At 59.9% G+C, this 21,210-nt stretch carries 19 protein-coding genes; 14 read left to right on the forward strand and 5 right to left on the reverse strand.

Translation table 11 applies throughout. From position 1 onward, the window contains the following. The first annotated feature begins 91 nt into the window (after positions 1 to 91). From lepA to pdxJ, 7 genes are all read left to right on the forward strand, one after another. A complete protein-coding gene (lepA, locus tag BT119_RS19545) occupies positions 92 to 1,888 on the forward strand; it encodes a translation elongation factor 4 (RefSeq protein WP_024660706.1) in 1,797 nt (598 codons plus the stop codon). A 9-nt stretch (positions 1,889 to 1,897) separates the two neighbouring features. After that, positions 1,898 to 2,752, forward strand: a complete 855-nt coding sequence (gene lepB, locus BT119_RS19550; protein WP_003363711.1) for a signal peptidase I — start codon at positions 1,898 to 1,900, stop codon at positions 2,750 to 2,752. A gap of 114 nt (positions 2,753 to 2,866) precedes the next feature. Beyond that, entirely contained in the window at positions 2,867 to 3,244 is a 378-nt protein-coding gene (locus tag BT119_RS19555; RefSeq protein WP_003384196.1) for a DUF4845 domain-containing protein, read from the forward strand. Continuing rightward, positions 3,241 to 3,930, forward strand: coding sequence for a ribonuclease III (gene rnc, locus BT119_RS19560; RefSeq protein ID WP_002554906.1), 690 nt, complete (start codon positions 3,241 to 3,243; stop codon positions 3,928 to 3,930). The genes BT119_RS19555 and rnc overlap by 4 nt, the downstream gene beginning before the upstream one ends. Further along, complete coding sequence (gene era / locus BT119_RS19565) at positions 3,923 to 4,825, forward strand: GTPase Era (protein WP_003363707.1); 903 nt, start codon at positions 3,923 to 3,925, stop codon at positions 4,823 to 4,825. Before rnc ends, era begins: the two co-directional genes overlap by 8 nt. A gap of 60 nt (positions 4,826 to 4,885) precedes the next feature. Continuing rightward, positions 4,886 to 5,569 carry a DNA repair protein RecO gene (gene recO, locus BT119_RS19570; RefSeq protein ID WP_054082103.1) on the forward strand — a complete coding sequence of 228 codons (684 nt, stop codon included), beginning with the start codon at positions 4,886 to 4,888 and terminating at the stop codon, positions 5,567 to 5,569. Between the two features lie 59 nt (positions 5,570 to 5,628). Further along, entirely contained in the window at positions 5,629 to 6,369 is a 741-nt protein-coding gene (pdxJ, locus tag BT119_RS19575; RefSeq protein WP_003431309.1) for a pyridoxine 5'-phosphate synthase, read from the forward strand. Positions 6,370 to 6,377: 8 nt separating this feature from the next. Here the strand turns inward: pdxJ and cmoB are convergent, their stop codons facing one another. The 4 genes from cmoB to lon form a co-directional block, all read right to left on the reverse strand. Next, on the reverse strand, positions 6,378 to 7,337 hold the full coding sequence (cmoB, locus tag BT119_RS19580; protein ID WP_072366746.1) for a tRNA 5-methoxyuridine(34)/uridine 5-oxyacetic acid(34) synthase CmoB: 960 nt from the start codon (positions 7,335 to 7,337) through the stop codon (positions 6,378 to 6,380). Beyond that, positions 7,334 to 8,077: a carboxy-S-adenosyl-L-methionine synthase CmoA gene (gene cmoA, locus BT119_RS19585; RefSeq protein ID WP_003363698.1), complete on the reverse strand. Its 744-nt coding sequence runs from the start codon at positions 8,075 to 8,077 to the stop codon at positions 7,334 to 7,336. The genes cmoB and cmoA overlap by 4 nt, the downstream gene beginning before the upstream one ends. A 100-nt stretch (positions 8,078 to 8,177) precedes the next feature. Beyond that, positions 8,178 to 8,570, reverse strand: coding sequence for a protease inhibitor I42 family protein (locus BT119_RS19590; protein ID WP_003363696.1), 393 nt, complete (start codon positions 8,568 to 8,570; stop codon positions 8,178 to 8,180). A gap of 198 nt (positions 8,571 to 8,768) precedes the next feature. Beyond that, positions 8,769 to 11,186, reverse strand: coding sequence for an endopeptidase La (gene lon, locus BT119_RS19595; protein WP_003363694.1), 2,418 nt, complete (start codon positions 11,184 to 11,186; stop codon positions 8,769 to 8,771). Between the two features lie 178 nt (positions 11,187 to 11,364). Here lon and BT119_RS19600 point away from each other — a divergent pair, with 178 nt between their 5' ends. Genes BT119_RS19600 through BT119_RS19615 form a run of 4 tightly spaced genes read left to right on the forward strand, consistent with a single transcriptional unit; the run spans position 11,365 to position 15,697 of the window. Then, a complete protein-coding gene (locus BT119_RS19600) occupies positions 11,365 to 12,039 on the forward strand; it encodes a methylamine utilization protein (protein WP_044308864.1) in 675 nt (224 codons plus the stop codon). After that, the gene (locus BT119_RS19605; RefSeq protein WP_044308863.1) at positions 12,036 to 14,390 is read left to right on the forward strand and encodes a bifunctional diguanylate cyclase/phosphodiesterase; all 2,355 of its coding nucleotides are present in this window, start codon (positions 12,036 to 12,038) and stop codon (positions 14,388 to 14,390) included. Before BT119_RS19600 ends, BT119_RS19605 begins: the two co-directional genes overlap by 4 nt. Positions 14,391 to 14,393: 3 nt before the next feature. Then, positions 14,394 to 15,269 carry a DUF3034 family protein gene (locus BT119_RS19610; protein WP_003363690.1) on the forward strand — a complete coding sequence of 292 codons (876 nt, stop codon included), beginning with the start codon at positions 14,394 to 14,396 and terminating at the stop codon, positions 15,267 to 15,269. After that, positions 15,269 to 15,697 (forward strand): group I truncated hemoglobin, encoded by a 429-nt coding sequence (locus BT119_RS19615; protein WP_003363688.1) that lies wholly within the window; start codon positions 15,269 to 15,271, stop codon positions 15,695 to 15,697. The genes BT119_RS19610 and BT119_RS19615 overlap by 1 nt, the downstream gene beginning before the upstream one ends. A 468-nt stretch (positions 15,698 to 16,165) precedes the next feature. Here BT119_RS19615 and BT119_RS19625 read toward each other — a convergent pair whose 3' ends face one another. After that, a complete protein-coding gene (locus tag BT119_RS19625; protein WP_371857184.1) occupies positions 16,166 to 17,158 on the reverse strand; it encodes a GntR family transcriptional regulator in 993 nt (330 codons plus the stop codon). A 347-nt stretch (positions 17,159 to 17,505) separates the two neighbouring features. Between BT119_RS19625 and BT119_RS19630 the strand changes: the two genes are divergently transcribed. From BT119_RS19630 to BT119_RS19640, 3 genes are all read left to right on the forward strand, one after another. Further along, positions 17,506 to 18,879, forward strand: a complete 1,374-nt coding sequence (locus tag BT119_RS19630) for an amidase (protein WP_054082106.1) — start codon at positions 17,506 to 17,508, stop codon at positions 18,877 to 18,879. A gap of 76 nt (positions 18,880 to 18,955) precedes the next feature. After that, entirely contained in the window at positions 18,956 to 19,837 is an 882-nt protein-coding gene (locus tag BT119_RS19635) for a polysaccharide deacetylase family protein (RefSeq protein WP_002554892.1), read from the forward strand. Positions 19,838 to 19,864: 27 nt separating this feature from the next. Beyond that, on the forward strand, positions 19,865 to 21,205 hold the full coding sequence (locus BT119_RS19640) for an MFS transporter (protein WP_003363677.1): 1,341 nt from the start codon (positions 19,865 to 19,867) through the stop codon (positions 21,203 to 21,205). The last annotated feature ends 5 nt before the right edge of the window (positions 21,206 to 21,210 follow it).

Genomic DNA, 21,210 nt, shown 5'->3' on the forward strand with positions numbered 1-21,210 from the left:
TGTAAGCGTGACGCCTCTTGCTTAGTTCAGGTACAATTCCCGGCTATTTTTCGGCGGGCAATCTGCCTGCAACCTTTTTGAGTGTTGATCCGTGAGTGATTTGAGTCATATCCGCAATTTCTCCATCATCGCCCACATTGACCATGGCAAGTCGACGCTGGCCGACCGCTTCATTCAAATGTGCGGCGGCCTGACCGAGCGCGAAATGGAAGCGCAGGTGCTCGATTCCATGGATCTTGAGCGCGAGCGCGGGATCACCATCAAGGCCCATAGCGTTACCCTGTATTACAAGGCCAAAGACGGTATTACCTACCAGCTGAACTTCATCGACACCCCCGGGCACGTCGACTTCACCTACGAAGTCAGCCGTTCTCTGGCCGCGTGCGAAGGTGCGTTGCTGGTGGTCGATGCAGGGCAGGGCGTCGAGGCGCAATCGGTCGCCAACTGCTATACCGCCATCGAGCAGGGCCTTGAGGTCATGCCGGTACTGAACAAGATGGACTTGCCGCAGGCCGATCCGGACCGCGTCAAGGAAGAAATCGAGAAGATCATCGGCATCGACGCCACCGATGCCGTGGCGTGCAGCGCCAAGAGCGGCATGGGCGTGGATGAGGTCCTCGAGCGTCTGGTCGCAACCATTCCGGCACCGACCGGCAATATCGAAGATCCGCTGCAGGCGTTGATCATCGACTCCTGGTTCGACAACTACCTGGGCGTCGTGTCCCTGGTGCGTGTGCGCCACGGCCGCGTCAAGAAGGGCGACAAGATTCTCGTCAAGTCGACCGGCAAGCTGCATCTGGTCGACAGCGTGGGCGTGTTCAACCCCAAGCACACGGCAACCGTCGATCTGAAAGCGGGCGAAGTAGGCTTCATCATCGCCGGCATCAAGGACATTCACGGTGCGCCGGTCGGTGACACCCTGACCCTGAGCACCACGCCCGACGTCGACGTGCTGCCCGGCTTCAAGCGTATTCAGCCACAAGTCTATGCAGGCCTGTTCCCGGTCAGCTCGGACGACTTCGAAGACTTCCGTGAAGCGCTGCAGAAGCTGACCCTGAACGACTCTTCACTGCAATACCTGCCCGAGAGCTCCGATGCGCTGGGCTTCGGCTTCCGCTGTGGCTTCCTCGGCATGCTGCACATGGAGATCATCCAGGAACGCCTGGAGCGTGAATACAATCTCGACCTGATCACCACCGCGCCAACCGTAATCTTCGAGCTGTTGCTGAAGACCGGCGAAACGATTTACGTCGATAACCCATCCAAGCTGCCTGACCTCTCGGCCATCGAAGACATGCGCGAGCCCATCGTTCGCGCAAATATTCTTGTGCCGCAGGAGCACCTGGGCAACGTCATTACGTTGTGCATCGAAAAACGTGGCGTACAGCACGACATGCTGTTCCTCGGCACGCAGGTCCAGGTGAGCTACGATTTGCCGATGAACGAAGTGGTTCTGGATTTCTTCGATCGTCTCAAGTCTGTCAGCCGCGGTTATGCTTCGCTGGATTATCATTTTGATCGTTACCAGTCGGCCAACCTGGTCAAGCTCGACGTTCTGATCAACGCCGAGAAGGTCGACGCCCTGGCCCTGATCGTTCACCGCGACAACGCACACTACAAAGGGCGTGCGTTGACCGAGAAGATGAAAGAGCTGATCCCTCGACAGATGTTCGACGTGGCAATTCAGGCGGCTATCGGCGGTCAGATTGTGGCCCGGACAACCGTCAAGGCGCTTAGAAAGAACGTATTGGCCAAATGCTACGGCGGTGACGTCAGCCGCAAGCGTAAATTGCTGGAGAAGCAAAAGGCCGGTAAGAAACGCATGAAGCAGGTCGGCAACGTGGAAATTCCACAGGAAGCCTTCCTTGCAGTGCTCAGGTTGGAATAGTCAGGTCCTATGTCACTAAATTTCCCGCTGTTGTTGGTCATCGCTGTCTTCGTCTGTGGCGTGCTTGCACTGATTGATCTGGTCATCCTGGCGCCTCGCCGCCGGGCTGCCATTTCCAACTATCAGGGCAGCGTGGGCGAACCTGACATTGCTGTCGTGGAGCGCTTGAACAAGGAGCCTTTGCTGGTCGAGTACGGCAAATCGTTCTTCCCGGTGTTGTTCATCGTGCTGGTGCTTCGTTCGTTTCTGGTCGAGCCGTTCCAGATTCCTTCGGGTTCCATGAAGCCGACACTGGATGTGGGTGATTTCATTCTGGTCAACAAGTTCGCGTACGGCATTCGCCTGCCGGTACTGGACCAGAAGGTGATTCAGATCGGTGATCCGCAGCGTGGCGACGTGATGGTGTTCCGTTATCCGAGCGACCCGAGCGTCAATTACATCAAGCGTGTCGTCGGTCTGCCGGGTGATCGTATCCGCTACACCAGCGACAAGCGGCTGTTCATCAATGGCGAGCTGGTCGCCAAGAAGCTGATCGGCACCGAGCCCGGTACACTGGGCAGCGCGGAACTGTATGAAGAGCAGCTGGGCGAAGTCGAACATCAGATCCGTCAGGAAATGAGCCGCTACCGCGCGCCGCCTGACAGTGAGTGGACAGTGCCTGCCGCGCACTACTTCATGATGGGCGACAACCGTGACAACTCCAACGACAGCCGTTACTGGGATGATCCCAACATTCCCAAGGACGAGCTGGGCATGGTCCCGGACAAGAACATCGTAGGCAAGGCGTTCGCGGTGTGGATGAGCTGGCCCGAGCCGAAACTGAGCCACTTCCCCAATTTTGCGCGCGTAGGGCTGATCAAGTAATCGATGCGGCGCTGCCTGAGCAGCGCCGCATGTCATTTGGGCTGACTGGAAACGCCTCTGAAGCATGAGTCGACCCGGTCAGGAGGCGTTGCACTCTTGAGGTCGAAGTCGAACATGACGTTCTCTACTTCTCAAAAAGGCTTTTCTTTCGTGGGCTGGCTGTTGGTACTGGCGCTGGTCGCGTTTGCGACGAGCACGGCCTTCAAGCTGGTTCCGCACTACCTCGACTACATGACGATGAAGAAAATCATCGAAGCGGTCGACACCAACAAGACCCTGGACATCACCACGGTCGACGATTTTTACGGTTATGTCGGTAAGAACATGCAGGTCAACAGCATTCGGGATATAGATTTGAACAAGGCGTTGAAAGTGACGGTGGAGAACAATGCGTTCCAGGCTCATTTGAACTATGAGCAGCGTGAACCGTGGTTCCAGAACATCGATCTGGTGTTGAAGTTCGACAAGCAATTCAGTGTGGGTAAACCGTGAGCGTATCCTTGAGCCGCCTTGAGCGTCAGCTCGGCTACACCTTCAAGGATCAGGAACTGATGGTCCTGGCCCTGACCCATCGCAGTTTTGCCGGTCGCAACAATGAGCGTCTGGAGTTTCTCGGTGATGCCATTCTCAACTTCGTGGCGGGCGAGGCGCTGTTCGAGCGTTTCCCCCAGGCTCGCGAAGGCCAGTTGTCCCGCTTGCGGGCGCGACTGGTGAAGGGCGAGACCCTGGCGTTGCTGGCCCGTGGTTTCGATCTGGGCGAGTACCTGCGCCTTGGCTCGGGCGAGTTGAAAAGCGGTGGTTTCCGTCGTGAGTCGATTCTCGCCGACGCGCTCGAGGCGCTGATCGGGGCGATCTATCTGGATGCAGGCATGGAGGCGGCGCGCGAGCGCGTCCTGGCCTGGCTGACAACCGAGTTTGACAGCCTGACGCTGGTGGACACCAACAAGGACCCCAAGACCCGACTGCAGGAATTTCTCCAGTCGCGGGCCTGCGAACTGCCACGTTACGAGGTGGTGGATATCCAGGGCGAGCCGCATTGCCGGACGTTTTTCGTCGAATGCGAGATCAACCTATTGAATGAAAAAAGCCGAGGACAGGGTGTCAGCCGCCGGATCGCCGAACAGGTAGCCGCCGCAGCAGCACTCATCGCCCTGGGCGTGGAGAACGGTCATGAATGATACAACCGCAACACGCTGTGGCTATGTTGCCATTGTCGGCCGTCCCAACGTAGGCAAGTCCACGCTGCTCAACCACATTCTCGGTCAGAAGCTCGCGATCACCTCGCGCAAGCCGCAGACCACGCGCCACAACATGCTGGGCATCAAGACTGAAGGCGCCGTGCAGGCAATCTATGTCGATACTCCCGGCATGCACAAGAATGGCGAGAAAGCGCTCAACCGTTACATGAACAAGACCGCTTCGGCGGCGCTGAAGGACGTCGACGTGGTCATCTTCGTCGTCGATCGCACCCGCTGGACGGACGAAGACCAGATGGTTCTGGAGCGCGTTCAGTATGTCCAGGGGCCGGTCATCCTGGCGATCAACAAGACCGATCGCATCGAAGACAAAAGCGATCTGATGCCGCATCTGGAGTGGCTGCAGGGTCAGTTGCCGAATGCGTCCATCGTGCCGATCTCCGCGCAGCATGGTCACAACCTCGAAGCGCTGGAAAGCCTGATTGCCTCGCACCTGCCCGAGAATGACCACTTCTTCCCGGAAGACCAGATCACCGATCGCAGCAGCCGCTTTCTGGCTGCCGAACTGGTCCGCGAGAAAATCATGCGCCAGTTGGGTGCCGAGCTTCCGTACCAGATCACCGTCGAGATCGAAGAATTCAAGCAGCAGGGCCGCACCCTGCATATCCATGCGCTGATTCTTGTCGAGCGCGATGGACAGAAGAAGATCATCATTGGCGACAAGGGCGATCGCATCAAGCGCATCGGCAGTGATGCGCGTCGTGACATGGAACTGCTGTTCGACTCCAAGGTGATGCTCAACCTGTGGGTCAAGGTCAAAGGTGGCTGGTCCGATGACGAGCGCGCACTGCGTTCCCTTGGCTACGGCGACCTCTAAGCTGTCCTTTCGCCCGACCTTGCTATGGTCGGGCGAACACTTCCCTTTCGAGCCAGCCTGATGAGCACGCCTACCGGCCAACCTGCTTATGTGCTCCACAGCCGTGCGTATCGCGAAAACAGCGCGCTGGTCGACTTCCTCACGCCTAAGGGCCGTCTGCGTGCCGTGCTGCGCAGTGCCAAGGGCAAGGCGGGTTCGCTGGCACGCCCATTCGTGCCCCTCGAGGTCGAGTTTCGAGGGCGGGGCGAGCTGAAGAATGTCGGCCGCATGGAAAGCGCGGGCGTCGCTACCTGGATGACCGGCGAGGCGTTATTCAGCGGCATGTACCTCAACGAGCTGCTGATTCGCCTGTTGCCTGCCGAAGATCCTCATCCTGCCGTGTTCGAACATTACGCTGCCACGCTGCTGGCCCTTTCTCTGGGGCGTCCGCTGGAGCCGTTGCTGCGTTCGTTCGAATGGCGGTTGCTGGATGACCTGGGCTATGGCTTCGCGATGGACGCCGACATCAATGGCGAACCGCTGGCCATTGATGGCATGTATCGCTTGCAGGTCGATGCCGGGCTCGAGCGTGTCTACCTGCTTCAGCCCGGTCTGTTTCAGGGCGCGGAATTACTGGCCATGTCCGAAGCGGACTGGAGCGTCCCCGGTGCGTTGTCCGCTGCCAAGCGTCTGATGCGTCAGGCGCTGGCGGTACACTTGGGCGGTCGCCCGTTAGTCAGTCGTGAACTGTTTCGCAAGCCTTGATCAGGCTTTATTCTCTACAGCCTGCTTCGACCAGCTCGCCCATTTTTCTGGAGACCACCGTGACCCAAAGCACTCGCATCCTTCTCGGCGTAAACATCGACCACGTAGCCACCTTGCGTCAGGCTCGTGGCACGCGCTACCCGGACCCGGTCAAGGCTGCCCTGGACGCCGAAGAGGCAGGCGCCGACGGCATCACCGTTCACTTGCGCGAAGACCGCCGCCATATTCAGGAGCGCGATGTCCTGCTGCTCAAGGATGTCTTGCAGACCCGCATGAATTTCGAAATGGGCGTGACCGAAGAAATGCTCGCCTTCGCCGAACGCCTTCGCCCGGCGCACATCTGTCTGGTGCCTGAGACACGGCAGGAGCTGACCACCGAAGGCGGTCTGGACGTGGCAGGGCAGGAAGCGCGGATCAAGGCAGCGGTCGAGCGACTGGCGAAGATTGGCTGCGAGGTTTCACTGTTCATCGACGCCGACGAGCGTCAGATCGCCGCTTCAAAACGCGTCGGCGCCCCCGCCATCGAACTGCATACCGGTCGCTATGCCGATGCTCAGACCCCGACTGAAGTTGCCGAAGAACTGCAGCGGGTCGCCGACGGCGTCGCGTTTGGTCTCGCCCAAGGGCTGATCGTCAATGCCGGTCACGGCCTGCATTATCACAACGTCGAAGCCGTCGCCGCGATCAAGGGCATCAACGAACTGAACATCGGCCACGCGCTGGTTGCTCATGCTCTGTTCGTCGGCTTCAAGGCGGCAGTGGCCGAGATGAAAGCGTTGATCGTGGCGGCGGCCAGATAACTAATCCCTCAGGGTTTGCGCCCCACGATCACCGCACGCATGGGGGCAGGCAGGCCCTCGATAGTCTTGCTGTGATCGGTGGGGTCCAGATAGTCGCTCAGGGACTGGAAGCGCATCCACTCGGTGCTGCGCTGTTCGTCGACCGTTGTGTGGCTGACGTCGACGCAACGCACATCGGTGAAGCCGGCACGGCGCATCCACAACTCCAGCGCGGGGACTGAAGGCAGGAACCAGACGTTGCGCATCTGCGCATAACGATCTTCCGGGACCAGCACTTGATGGACATCGCCCGGCACTACCAGGGTTTCCATCACCAGCTCGCCGCCTTTTACCAGGCAGTCTTTCAAGGCCAGCAGGTGGTCGATGGGGGATTTGCGGTGATACAGCACGCCCATCGAGAACACTGTGTCGAAGCCTTCAAGATTGGCGGGCAAATCTTCCAGCGCGAACGGCAGGTGCCAGGCGGGCAGGTCAGGCAGATAGCGCTGCATGGCCTGAAACTGACAGAAAAACAGCCAGTTGGGGTCGACCCCGATCACGCTGTCGGCCCCGGCGCCAAGCATGCGCCATTGGTAATAACCGTTGCCGCAGCCGACATCCAGAACGCGTTTGCCCTTCAGGTCCAGGTGTTGCGAAACCCTCGACCACTTCCAGTCCGAGCGCCATTCAGTGTCGATATGCACGCCGAACACATTGAACGGCCCCTTGCGCCACGGTGACAGGCCCAGCAGTGCCTTGCGCAGGACGGTGCGGGTCTCGCCGTTGCACTGGGCTTCCAGGGTAAAGCTGTCGAGCAGATCGATTCGCTCGGGCTGCAGGTCGGGCAAGGCATCCAGCGCACTTTGCCAGCGCTGCAGGTCACCGTGACCCTTGGCCATCTTGGTGTCGAGCTGGGCCTGCAGGCCATTGGCCCAATCGGCCAGAGGGGTTCCCGCCAGACGACGGACGAGGGGAGCGAGATCAATCATGGCAGGGCAATCAACGAGGTGAAGTTAAGGCATTGAAACCAGGGCACCACTTTGGAAAAACCTGCGGCAAGCAGGCGTTGGCGGTGTTCTTCGAGGCTGTCGGGTTTCATGACGTTTTCGATGGCGCTGCGCTTCTGGGCAATTTCCAGGTCGCTGTAGCCGTTGGCGCGTTTGAAGGCGATGTGCAGGTCGGTCAGCAGAGCCTGTTCCTGCTGGTCGTCGAAGCGCAGTTTTTCCGAGAGGATCAGCGCACCGCCGGGCACCAGCGCATCACGAATGCGGCCGAGCAATGCCAGACGCTGTTCGGGGGCAATGAATTGCAGGGTGAAGTTCAGCGCCACCACCGAGGCGGGTTTGAACGCCAGCGCGAGGATGTCACCTTCGAGGACCTGCACCGGCAGCAACTCCTGAAACATGGAGTTCTGCGCGTTGAGGTATTCACGGCAACGCTCGACCATGGCACTGGAGTTGTCTATCGCAATGACTTCGCAGCCCTCACCGCGCACATGGCGGCGCAGGGCCTGGGTGACAGCGCCCAGAGAACTGCCCAGGTCATAGAGCACAGTATTTGGCTGCGCAAATTGCGCGGCCAGCACACCGAGGTTTTCGACAATCGTCGGATAACCGGGCACCGAACGTTTGATCATGTCCGGGAATACCCGCACCACGTCCTCGTTGAAGGCGAAGTCAGGCACCTGGGCCAGCGGCTGGGCGAAAATGCGGTCGGTTTCTTTGCTCACGGCGGTTCCGGCGAAGGCTTTGAAAAGCCGGCATTCTAGCCAAGTTGCTGCCGGGATGCATGGTGCAGTACGTGCTGTCGGACAAGCCGTGCGCAAAGCCTCACTTCACGCTGATGGCGCACTCGAAGGTCTGCTCCGGGACGACTTCGGGTGCCCAGGGTTGCTGATAGACCATCATCAGCCGGCCGGTCCCGGCATCGGTGGCCTTGAAGCGCCAGACCGATTGCCCGCCGTCGCCGACCATCTCCTTGCTCTCGGCGCTGGCATACACCTCAGGCCCCAGGCTGCGCAGAATATTCTGGGCCGGGTTCTGGGTCAGCCAGCGAAAGCCGGTGGTGGGGTTGCTGGGCAGGGTCAGGATCAGCGTCTGCCCGGACGTGAGTGTCAGCGGGCAGTCGCTTTGCGTGTCGATGGAAACAATGTTTTTCGGCGTCTGAGCGCACGCCGTCAGCAGCGCAAGGCTCAGCGGGGCAATGAAACGGGCAGGGGTCATGGCAAGTTCCGGTATCGCGATACGAGGCGCAAGGATAACTGATCGGAGTTTTGTGAGGGAGTACGACCGGTGTCGCGCCCTGGATCGGACGCAGAGCGTCCAGAACTGCATTCCCATGCTGAAGTGTGCTGGAACGAGAGGTGCCCGATAGAACACCTCTCGTGCCCGTTCAGCGTAGGACCTGCGCAGTATCAATCTTTAGAACAACACCTTCACCACGTCCGCAAAGCGTTTGGCGAAGTGCACGGTAATGCCTTCCTTGAGGTAGTCCGGCAGTTCCTCGAAGTTGCCACGGTTAGGTTCCGGCAGGATCAGTTCGTGGATCTTCTGGCGTCGCGCGGCAATGACTTTTTCCCGCACGCCGCCGATCGGCAGCACGTGCCCGGTCAGGGTCAGTTCGCCGGTCATGGCGACGCCTTTTTTCGGCGGCTGGTTGCGGGCCAGGGACAGCAAGGCGCTGGCCATGGTCACACCCGCACTCGGACCGTCTTTCGGGGTGGCACCTTCGGGAACATGTACGTGCACGAACGCCTCATCGAAGAACTTCGCATCACCACCAAACTTCGACAGATTGGCGCTGACGTAGCTGTAGGCAATTTCAGCCGACTCTTTCATCACATCGCCCAATTGCCCGGTCAGCTTGAAGCCACGGTTGAGCGTATGAATGCGCGTCGCCTCGATGGGCAGGGTAGCGCCGCCCATGCTGGTCCACGCCAGGCCGGTGATCACGCCGGTGCCGGACAGTACTTGTTCGCTGCGGAATACGGGCATGCCCAGCGACGCTTCGAGGTCTTTTGGTCCGATCTTGATCACTGAATCGGGCTCGTCCAGCAGTTTGACCACTGCCTTGCGCACCAGCTTGCCAAGTTGCTTCTCCAGATGCCGCACACCGGCTTCGCGGGCGTAGCCCTCGATGACGGCGCGCAGGGCGCTGTCGCTGATGCTCAGCTTGCTTTTGGCAACGCCTGCTTTCTCCAGTTGTTTGGGCCACAAGTGGCGTTTGGCAATCGCCAGCTTCTCTTCAGTGATATAGCCGGACAGGCGAATCACTTCCATCCGGTCGAGCAGCGGGCCGGGGATCGAGTCCAGCGTGTTGGCCGTGCACACGAACAGAACCTTGGAGAGGTCCAGACGCAGGTCCAGGTAGTGATCGAGAAACTCGACGTTTTGTTCCGGGTCCAGGGTTTCCAGCAGCGCGGATGCAGGGTCGCCCTGATAGCTCTGGCCCATCTTGTCGATCTCATCGAGCATGATGACCGGGTTCATGACTTCAACGTCTTTCAGCGCCTGCACCAGCTTGCCCGGTTGCGCACCGATATAGGTACGGCGGTGACCCTTGATTTCGGCCTCGTCGCGCATGCCGCCCACGCTCAGGCGATAGAACGGCCGCCCCAGCGACTCGGCAATCGAGCGCCCGACGCTGGTCTTGCCCACCCCTGGCGGGCCGACCAGCAGCACGATCGAGCCGCTGATTTCACCCTTGTAGGCACCGACGGCGAGGAATTCCAGAATCCGCGCCTTGATGTCGTCAAGCCCGGCATGGTGCTGATCGAGCACCTTGCGCGCGTGTTTGAGGTCCAGCTTGTCGGCACCATAGATGCCCCATGGCAGCGAGCTGGTCCAATCCAGGTAATTGCGCGTCACGGCGTATTCGGGCGAGCCGGTTTCCAGCACCTTGAGCTTGCCGATTTCTTCGTCGAACTTCTTGCGCGCCTGTGGCGGCAAGGTCTTGCCTTCGAGGCGCTGCTCAAACTGTTCAATGTCGGCGCTGCGATCATCCTTGCTCAGGCCCAGCTCCTGCTGAATGACCTTGAGCTGTTCCTTGAGGAAGAACTGCCGCTGATGCTCGCCGATCTTGCGGTTCACTTCGGCAGAGATTTCCTTCTGCAGGCGTGCAACCTCGACTTCCTTGCGCAGCATCGGCAGGACTTTCTCCATGCGCCTGAGCATCGGCACGCAGTCGAGCACCTCCTGCAGCTCGACGCCGGTGGCCGAGGTCAGCGCGGCGGCGAAGTCAGTGAGCGGCGAGGGATCGTTGGGGCTGAAACGGTTGAGGTAATTCTTCAGCTCTTCGCTGTACAGCGGGTTGAGCGGCAGCAGTTCCTTGATCGCATTGATCAGGGCCATGCCGTAGGCCTTCACTTCATCGGTCGGCTCATTGGGCTGCTGCGGGTATTCGACTTCTACCAGGTACGGTGGGCGGTGGTGTTTGAGCCAGGTACGGATACGCACACGGCTCAACCCCTGCGCGACGAACTGTAAACGACCATTTTCGCGACTGGCGTGGTGAACCTTGACCAGAGTGCCATACTCGGGGAGTGCGTCGGTCTTGAAGTGGCGCGGATCTTCCTGCGGAGTGTCCATGAAGAACAGCGCCAGCGAATGATGCTCGGACTTGCTGACCAGCTCCAGCGTTTCGGCCCACGGCTCTTCATTGACGATGACAGGCAGGACCTGCGCCGGGAAGAACGGACGGTTGTGGATCGGGATGATGTAAACCTTGTCGGGCAGGTTCTGGCCGGGCAAGGCCAGCGAGGTGCTGTCGGAACTCAGAGACACGTCGTGCTCGTCTGCGTCATTGGGCAAGTCTGGCGAGTCTGTCTGCTGGTCGCTCATGGGGCACCTGAGAGGTTGAACATGGTTCTTAGATGGGGCAGCGGCTCTCAGGTTTCAATAGTCTTGGTCGATAGTCTGTAAAGCGGTTGGAAAACCGTTATTTATTAGCGGGCCTGTCAGGGCTGACAAGGACGGGCTTACTTCATTTACGGCACTGCCGGTATGGGTTGAATCAGGCATGACCAACGTATTTATTTCTGCATTAGTGGCAGGACTGTGGATAGCATCGGCTGCAAACGCATCGGCTTCCAGCTTTACCGCCCAGGTAACGGACAAGGAAGGCAAGCCCCTTGCAGATGCGGTGGTAACGCTCAAAGGGCCGCCCGATCCTTCACCTGTTGTGTTGAAGGCGTCAATGGACCAGCGTGATCAGGAGTTTGCGCCACATGTACTGGCCATCCACGCCGGCACTCAGGTCAAGTTCCCCAACAGCGACAACATCCGCCATCAGGTCTACTCCTTTTCTCCGGCCAAGCGCTTCGAGTTGCGGCTTTACGAGGGCACACCCTCGGATCCGCTGTTGTTCGACAAGCCTGGCGTGGTCGTACTGGGCTGCAACATCCATGACTGGATGGTCGGTTACATCTACGTCACCGACGATTCGTGGTTCGGCGTGACCGACAGCAACGGCCAGCTCAAGCTGGATCAGCTTCCGGCCGGGCATTATGCCGCGACCCTCTGGCATCCGCGTATCGCGGACATGCAGCCTGTGTCGGGCGGCGAGCTTGAGTTGCCGGCAGCAGGCCTCACTCAGCGTTTCAACCTCGCGGTCGAAGCGGAAGCCGATGACAAACCCGGCAAGCCCGCACCCGGCGGTTTCGGTGACGCCTTTCACAAGGCCGCACATGAATGAAATTTAGAGCCAGCTTTCAGGCGCGCATTGCCGGGGTTCTGATTGTCCTGTTGCTGATTGTCGTGAGTGCGGTCTATCTCGCCGTCAAGGTTGCAACAGGCGAGGCGGTGCGCACTCAGGCCCAGGCGCAGCTGGAGGTGGGTAGCCGCGTCTTCGAGCGTCTGATCGATCTGCGCGGCAAACGTCTGCGTGACACCGTGCAACTGGTGGCAGCAGATTTCGGCTTTCGTGACGCGGTGGCCAGTTCCGACGCCTCGACCATTCGCTCGGTGTTGCTCAACCATGGCAAACGCATCAATGCCAGCGACATGTTTCTGCTGGGCATGGATGGCGTAGTGATTGCCAGCACCGTGCCGAAAGTCCCCGAAGGTTCCAGGTTTGTCTATGACCAAGCCCTGCGCAATGCCAAACGTGCCGGTCAGTCAGTGCTCATTGTGCCCGGCGGCGGAGACCCTCATTTGCTGGTGGAGAGCACCGTTCTCGCGCCATTGCCGATCGGCCGCGTGGTCATGGGCTTTACCATCGACAGCGGTATTGCCGAAGAACTGCGTTCGCTCAGCGGTCTGGAAGTGTCTTTTCTCACCGTAGAAGACGGTAAGAACGGTGAACTGATCAGTACCCAGCCAGAGGCCCTGCACGCGGGCCTGATTGAGCTGATGCGCAGCTCCTCGGAAGGCCAGATGCTGCTTACCGAGCAATCGAACCTTAACTTTCTCAGCCAGACCCTGATGCTCGCCAACACCAGTATTGGCGGCGACGGGCAGGTTATCGCGCTATTACAGAGCCCTCTGGACAAGGCCTATCAGGCATTCGCGCCGCTGAATGAGAAGATCTTCTGGATTTCCATGGCCGCTTTGGTGGCGTCGCTGATCGGCACACTGGCACTGGCGCGAAGCGTGTCGCTACCGGTACAGGCCCTGGCCACGGCGGCCAAACGTATTGGTGATGGCGACTATAAAACGCCGGTCACCCTGGTTCGCAGCGATGAGCTGGGCATGCTCGCCGAAGCGATCAACACCATGCAGCAGGGCATCGCGGTGCGCGAGGGGCAATTGGCGCACAACGCGCTGCACGACAATCTGACCGGGCTGCCCAACCGGGCGCTGGTGATGGAGCGTCTGGGTAGCTCGATTGCTGCAGAACGTGCGTTGGCTCTGTTGTCTCTGAGTATCGAAAACCTCGCCACGATCGGCGAAAGCGTGAGCGTTGAAGGCGTGGAGCAGTTGTTGCGCCATGTGGGCCAGCGCCTGCAAGGTAATCTGCGTGCCGGCGATACCGTGGCACGTCTGGGGACCAACGAGTTTCTGCTGTTGCTGGACAACACGTCCAGCGCGGGTGCAGTGGGCATGGCAGACGCCCTACAGCGTCTGCTCAGTGAGCCGCAGCGTATCGACAATCACGAGCTGGAGCTTGAGTGCTGCATTGGCATCACGGTGTATCCGGAACACGGTGATTCCGCCCAGGAATTGCTCAACCGTGCGGCAATTGCCCGCAAGGACGCCGCGTTCATTCCTGGTCGCCTGCAGATTTATCAGGATGGACGTGATCTGGCCCACCAGCGGCAGATCACGCTGATTCGTGACCTGCGCAAGGCCGCGCAAAATGGCGAATTCACGCTGCATTACCAGCCCAAGCTGGATATCCGTCAGGGCTATGTGCGTCAGGCCGAAGCGCTGTTGCGCTGGGCTCATCCGCAGTTCGGCAATGTCTCGCCTGCCGAATTCATCGTCCTCGCCGAGCGTACCGGGAGCATTTACCTGCTGACCAACTGGGTGATCGAAGAGGCGATTCGCCAACTGGCCGAATGGCGTCAGCGCGGTCTGGTCCTGCAGGTGTCGGTGAACATTTCCGCTGATGACCTGCTGGGTGATGATCTGGTCGGTTATGTCATGAAATTGCTCAAGCAATACGCTCTGCCTGCCGAACAACTGGTATTCGAGATCACCGAAAGCGCAGTCATGAGCGAACCGGAAAAAGCACTGATCGTCCTGCATCGCCTGCGTGATTGCGGCATCAGTCTGTCAGTCGACGATTTCGGTACTGGCTACTCGTCATTGGCTCACTTGAAACGTCTGCCCGTGCAGGAGCTGAAAATCGACCAGTCTTTCGTGCGCAATCTGGATGAAACCAGTGAAGACGCAGTAATCGTGCGGTCGACCATTGAAATGAGCCACAACCTCGGACTGAAGGTGGTGGCAGAAGGTGTCGAGTATCAACACAGCCTAGACCTGCTCCGGCGTTGGCACTGCGATACGGCCCAGGGTTACCTGATCAGTCGACCGCTGACCGCGTCGGCGTTCGAGGCATGGATTGCCACGTATCAGGCCTCACCCGGTCTTATGGTGAATTAATCCATGTTGCACAAAACATCGCTGCTGTTGGGGTCTTTGCTGGTGGGTATGGCGGGGGTTGCTTCGACGCCCGCCCTGGGCGACAACGGCCGGTTGATCGCCACGGGTGGCGCTACCAGCATTGAAGGCAGCGCCGGCGGCGGCATAACCCCGTGGGCGGTGATTACCGGCTACAGCGAGCAAGGCGAGTGGGGCGCTACCGCCTTCGCCACGCATGTGGATCTGCCGGACTACAACCTTGATGTGGCAGGCCTGGCGGTCGCCTATGGCAACCGCGTGGAGTTTTCCTACGCGCATCAGCGTTTCGATATCAGCAACCTGCAGCACAGGCTCAGCCTGCCGGACGATAACCTCAGTCAGGACGTGTTCGGCGTCAAGGTGCGGCTCTTCGGCGACCTGATCTACGAAAGCCTGCCGCAGGTTTCTCTGGGGGTGCAGTACAAGCATCAGAACGATTTCCTGATTCCCAGCCTGGTCGGCGCCCGACGTGACTCGGATGTCGAAGGCTACCTGACGGCCAGCCGCTTGTTCATGGGCGCGGCGTTCGGCTACAACGTTGTGGTAAACGGCGGCGTGCGTTACAGCCGCGCCAACGAAACCGGACTGTTGGGATTCGGCGGCGATCGGCGCGACAGCCGCAGCCTGCTCAAGGAGAGCTCGGTAGCCGTGCTGTTCAATCCGCGCTGGGCACTCGGTGTCGAATATCGCGAGAAGCCAGACAACCTGTCGTTTGCGGGCGAAAGTGACTGGGCCGATGTGTTTCTCGGCTATTTCCCCAACAAGCACGTGTCCGTGGTCCTGGCTTACGCCCGTTTGGGCGAAATCGCCACGCTGGACAACCAGAACGGCACCTATCTGTCTGTGCAGGGGAGTTTCTGATGAGGCGTATGCTGATAGCCATGATGCTGACGCTACTGGCCGGTTGCGCGCAGCAGCAACAGCCACCCAAGGATGACAGCCTCTACCAGGACCTTGGCCAGCGTGCCGGTATCCAGCGCATCGTCGAAGGTATGCTGATAAACGTGGCCAGGGATGAGCGGATCGTCGAGCATTTCAAGAAAGTCGACATCGTGCGTCTGCGCGACAAACTGGTCGAGCAACTCTGCGTCGAGTCCGGCGGCCCGTGTCGCTATACCGGCGACAGCATGGCCGAGGCGCACAAGGGCCAGCACCTGACGCCCAGCGATTTCAACGCGCTGGTCGAAGACCTGATCGCCGCGATGGACACCGAAAAGGTCCCGGTCCCCGTACAAAACCGCCTCATCGCCCGGCTGGCACCGATGCGCGGCGAAGTGATCGGCAAGTGATGGGTAGCCCTGAAACACACACTGACTATCGTGCCAATGCTCCCCGTCCAAGATCGGACGCAGAGCGTCCAGAACAGCATTCCCACGCTGGAGCGTGCGGAGCGATAATCTTCAGGGAGAGCACTTGCGCGAGAACACTATCGTGCCAATGCTCCGCGTTGGCATGCCGTTCGTGACGCTCCGCGTCACAAATCGACGCCGCGCCGCGTGTTCAGGATCGGACACAGAGCGTCCAGAACTGCGTTGCCACGCTGGAGCGTACGGAACGATAATCTTCAGGGAGGGCACTTGCGCGAGAACACTATCGTGCCAATGCTCCGCGTTGGCATGCCGTTCGTGACGCTCCGCGTCACAAATCGACGCCGCGCTGCGTGTTCAGGATCGGACACAGAGCGTCCAGAACTGCGTTGCCACGCTGGAGCGTGGTAACGATAGTCTCTGTCGCGTTAACTCCAACTTTGCCCCATCTCAACTCAACCGCGTCAGATACCCCGGCACTTCCTGCTCCGGCAATACCGACAACACTTTCAGGCGTTGCAGCATGCGCTGGCGGGCGCGTAACAGGTGTTCCTTGAGGTTCAGTGCGGCGGCGTCGAAGGCGCCGTGCAGCAGCAATTCAATGATCAGCCGGTGTTCGGCGAGCATCGCTTCATCGGCGCCAATGCTCAGCAGGCGGTAGAAAATCCGGTTGATAATCATCGGGCTCTGCGCCTGGCTGATCAGCATGGCGATCTTGCGGTTTTGCAGACCGCCCAGGCATTGCTGATGCAGGTCGTCCTCAAGGCGCTCGATCTCCTCAAGGCTGCACTGTTCGACGTTTTGCGCCTCGATGACCCTGGCCAGCATTGCCTCCAGGGTTTCGCGGCTCAGCTGCGGCGCCGTCTGGCGCAAGGCTTCGGGCTCGAGGCAGGCGCGCAATTCGTAGTCTTCGGTGATTTCCCGGGCCGTCAACGGCCCCGCCAGCCATTGCGAGTAAGGCTCTTTTTCCACCAGGCCGCGATCCCGCAGACGCATCAGCGCCTCACGAACCACTGCGCGGCTCACTCCGTAATGCTGCGCGGCGCTTTGTTCATCCAGCCGGTAGTGACCAAAGGCGATACAGGCCGACAGTGCCGCACCGATCTCATCGTGAATACGTTCGCCGAGCGGGCGGGTATCGACCAGTTCTTCGCTGCTGTCCAGCCCGAACTGCTTGTGGCTCAGGCTCAGACGCAGCGGCTCGACTTCCTGCGCGTCAGGATTGACCAGATAACCCCGGCCGTCGAAGCGGCTGATCAAGCCTTCTTCATGCAGCAGGTTGAGCGCCTTGCGCACCGGCACCCGGCTGGTGCCGAACAGTTCTGCCAGCGGTGCTTCAAGCAGCACCAGTCCATTGGCGGCCGCGCCCGAGACGATGGCGTTACGCAACACCTCGCGGATCATGGCGTAGCGCGACGCGGTGCGCGGGTCCTCTTCTGACATCGGTTTCATACACTTCTGGCGGTTGACGGACGATTCTCGCACAGAAGCGCTGTTGTCACCTTGGCACACGTCCTTATGCTCGCTCATGGGGCCACCGTTACTTTTTTGCACTGAAATGTATCTTTTGTAAAAGATACATTATTTCTTTATGACGATCCTGTTCGCCCACGACGCCTTATCGCAACTGATTGATGCCTTTGCAAAAAGGTTTCTAGTACGGTGTTTCCAGCACGAAAGGGTCGTCAGCTCGATCGGGTCAGGGCGTCGCGACATGCAGATTGGCATGGAACCTGCCTTTGTTAAATGTACATTTTATTAATAAGTACATTTTTAAAGGTGTGATGTCCATGACCGATACCGGGAGTCACAGCGTTACCGGTGATGCCTGCGCACTGGCCGAGGATTTTGCCCAGGGGCGCAGTGACCCTGTGCAGGCTCTGGACAAGGCCCTGCAACAGGCGGCACGCGCCGATCATGTGTTCATTTCCATGAGTATCGAACGGGCACGCAGGGAAGCCGAAGCCTCTGCGGCCCGCTGGCAGCAAGGGCAGCCATTGAGCCCCTTCGACGGCGTGCCCATCGCCTGGAAGGATCTTTTCGACGTGGCAGGCAGCGTCACAACCGCCGGTGCCGCGGTGCGCAACAACCTGTCCCCCGCGCTGCTGGATGCGCCGAGTGTCGGGCTGCTGGCACGGTCCGGGATGGTCAGCCTGGGCAAGACCAATCTCAGTGAATTCGCTTATTCAGGGCTGGGCCTGAACCCGCATTTCGGTACGCCGATCAACCCCAACAGCGACGGCTCGCCACGTATTCCTGGCGGTTCGTCTTCGGGTTCGGCAGTCGCCGTCGCCAACGGAACCGTACCGATCGCCATGGGCACCGATACCGCCGGTTCTATTCGTGTGCCGGCAGCGCTCAACGGTCTGGTGGGGTTTCGCAGCACCAGTCGCCGCTATAGCCGCGACGGCGTTTTCCCGCTGGCGCTGACGCTGGACAGCGTCGGGCCACTGACCCGCAGTGTGCGCGACGCTCTGGTGATCGACGATCTGCTCTGTGCGCGCAGCAAACCTTCATCGTTGATACCACGCAGCCTGGCCGGTCAACGTTTCCTGCTCGATCAGGCGGTGCTGGAAGACGAACGCGTCACGCCGGCCGTTCGCGACAACCTGTTGCGTGCTGTTGAAGCCTTGCGCGCAAGCGGTGCGCTGATCGAGGTAAAGCCTTGCCAGGCATTTCAGGCCACGTTGCTGTTAACCCAGCAACAGGGCTGGCTTGGTGCAGCCGAGGCGTTCGCGCTGCATCAGGCGTTGCTCGACAGCGACGCCGCCAGCCAGCTTGATCCCAGGGTTCGCAAGCGCCTGGAGGCAGCCCGTTCCATGCCGGCCAGCCTGCTGGTCAATCTGTACGCTGCGCGCGAGCGGTTGCAGGAGCAGTTGACCCTCGAACTGGACGGCGCGCTGCTGATTACTCCGACCGTGGCCCATGTGGCGCCGCCGCTCGCACCGCTGCTGAAGGACGACGACCTGTTCGTTCAAACCAACCTCGCCACGCTGCGCCTGACCATGCCCGGCAGCCTGCTGAACATGCCCGGCGTGTCACTGCCCAGCGGCCGCGATGCCTCGGGCTTGCCCACCGGGCTGTTGCTCAGCGCACCGGCAGGCGAAGACGCACGGCTGCTGCGTGCGGCGCTGACCGTGGAGTCATTGATCGCAGCCCCTTGAATACGTTTTGCAGTGCAAACCGGCCCGCGTGCCGTACAGCGCGAAGCCGATCTGATTAACCCGTGGGAGAACAACGATGGCCAAAGAAATTCTGTGTGCGTTTGGTGTGGATGTGGATGCCGTTGCTGGCTGGCTGGGCTCCTATGGCGGCGAGGATTCGCCGGACGACATTTCCCGCGGCCTGTTCGCCGGTGAAGTCGGCGCTCCGCGTCTGCTCAAGCTGTTCGAGCGTTACGGTCTGCGCACCACCTGGTTCATTCCGGGGCACTCCATGGAGACCTTCCCCGAGCAGATGAAAGCCGTGGCGGATGCCGGGCATGAAATCGGTGTGCATGGTTACAGCCATGAAAACCCGATTGCGATGACCCCGGAGCAAGAGGAGATCGTCCTCGACAAGTCCATCGACCTGATCACGCAAATGACCGGCAAACGCCCGACCGGCTATGTCGCGCCATGGTGGGAGTTCAGCAACGTCACCAACGAGCTGCTGCTCAAGAAAGGCATCAAGTACGACCACAGCCTGATGCACAACGACTTCCACCCTTACTACGTTCGGGTGGGCGACAAGTGGACCAAAATCGATTACAGCCAGCATCCGGATACCTGGATGAAGCCGCTGGTACGTGGCGAAGAAACCGATCTGGTGGAAATTCCGGCCAACTGGTACCTGGACGATCTGCCGCCAATGATGTTCATCAAGAAGGCACCGAACAGCCACGGTTTCGTCAACCCTCGGCACCTGGAAGAAATGTGGCGCGACCAGTTCGACTGGGTCTATCGCGAACACGAACATGCTGTATTCACCATGACCATTCACCCGGACGTGTCTGGTCGCCCGCAAGTGCTGCTGATGCTGGAGCGCTTGATCGAGCACATTCAGAGCCATGCTGGCGTCAAGTTCGTCACTTTCGACGAGATTGCCGACGACTTCGTGCGTCGCAATCCCCGTACCCGCTGATTCATTGCCCTGTCCGAGGCGTCACTCATGTCCATTTACAATAAGCTCGACCTGACCGGCTGGAAACCTGAGCAACTGACTCCGGAGCAAGTACGGTTCGCCACATGGATTGCGTTTTTCGCGTGGGTGTTTGCGGTATATGACTTCATTCTGTTTGGCACGCTGTTACCGGAAATCGGTCGGCATTTCAGCTGGAGTGAGGTCGAACAGGCCGAAATCGCGACCTGGGTCGCGGTCGGCACCGCGGTGGTGGCTCTGGCCATCGGCCCGCTGGTAGATCGCCTGGGACGGCGCGTGGGTATCATTTTCACCGTGAGTGGCTCGGCGATCTGCTCGGCGCTCACGGCCATCGGCGGAGCATGGGGCAAGTCGCCCCTGATCCTCATTCGTTCGCTGGGCGGTCTGGGTTATGCAGAGGAAACGGTCAACGCGACCTATCTGAGCGAGATCTACGCCGCATCCGACGACCCGCGACTCACCAAGCGCCGTGGCTTTATCTACAGCCTGGTGCAGGGCGGCTGGCCGGTCGGTGCGCTGATCGCTGCTGGTCTGACGGCGGTGCTGTTGCCGGTCATCGGCTGGCAGGGTTGCTTCGTGTTTGCGGCTATTCCGGCCATCGTCATCGCTATCCTGGCGCGCAAGCTCAAGGAAAGCCCGCAGTTTCAGATCCATCAACGCATCACCCAATTGCGCAAGAAGGGCGACCTCAGTCAGGCGCAGGCCGTGGCGCAGACCTACGGGGTGGATTACGAAGAGCACAGCAAGGCCGGTATCGGCGCGGCCTTTCGCGGTTCTTCGCGCCGCGCGACCCTGGTGATCGGTGCTGCGATCCTGCTCAACTGGGCGGCCATTCAGGTATTCAGTGTGCTGGGTACGACGGTGATCGTCAGCGTCCACCACATCTCGTTCGAGAACTCGCTGATCATTCTGGTGCTGTCCAACCTGGTGGGCTATTGCGGCTACCTGTGTCACGGCTGGATGGGTGACCGGATCGGTCGCCGCAATGTCATCGGCCTTGGCTGGATGCTCGGCGGCCTGGCGTTTGCCGGCATGCTTTACGGGCCAAGCAACATGGTGACGGTGGTCGGCTTGTACAGCCTGGGGCTGTTCTTCCTGATCGGCCCGTACTCGGCGGCCTTGTTCTTCATCAGCGAAAGCTTCCCGACCAGCATTCGTGCCACGGGTGGCGCAATCATCCATGCCATGGGCCCGCTCGGTGCTGTGGTCGCAGGCTTCGGCGCCACATCGGTACTGAGCGCAGGCGGCGACTGGCAGACCTCGGCGTTGTACTTCGGCGCAGTGCCTTGCTTCCTGTCGGGTGCACTGATGTTCGCCGCTAAACACGTGCGACCTGAAACGGTGAAATGAGGAGC

It is taken from the genome of Pseudomonas sp. NFACC10-1, from assembly GCF_900119195.1.
Lineage (GTDB): Bacteria > Pseudomonadota > Gammaproteobacteria > Pseudomonadales > Pseudomonadaceae > Aquipseudomonas > Aquipseudomonas cerasi.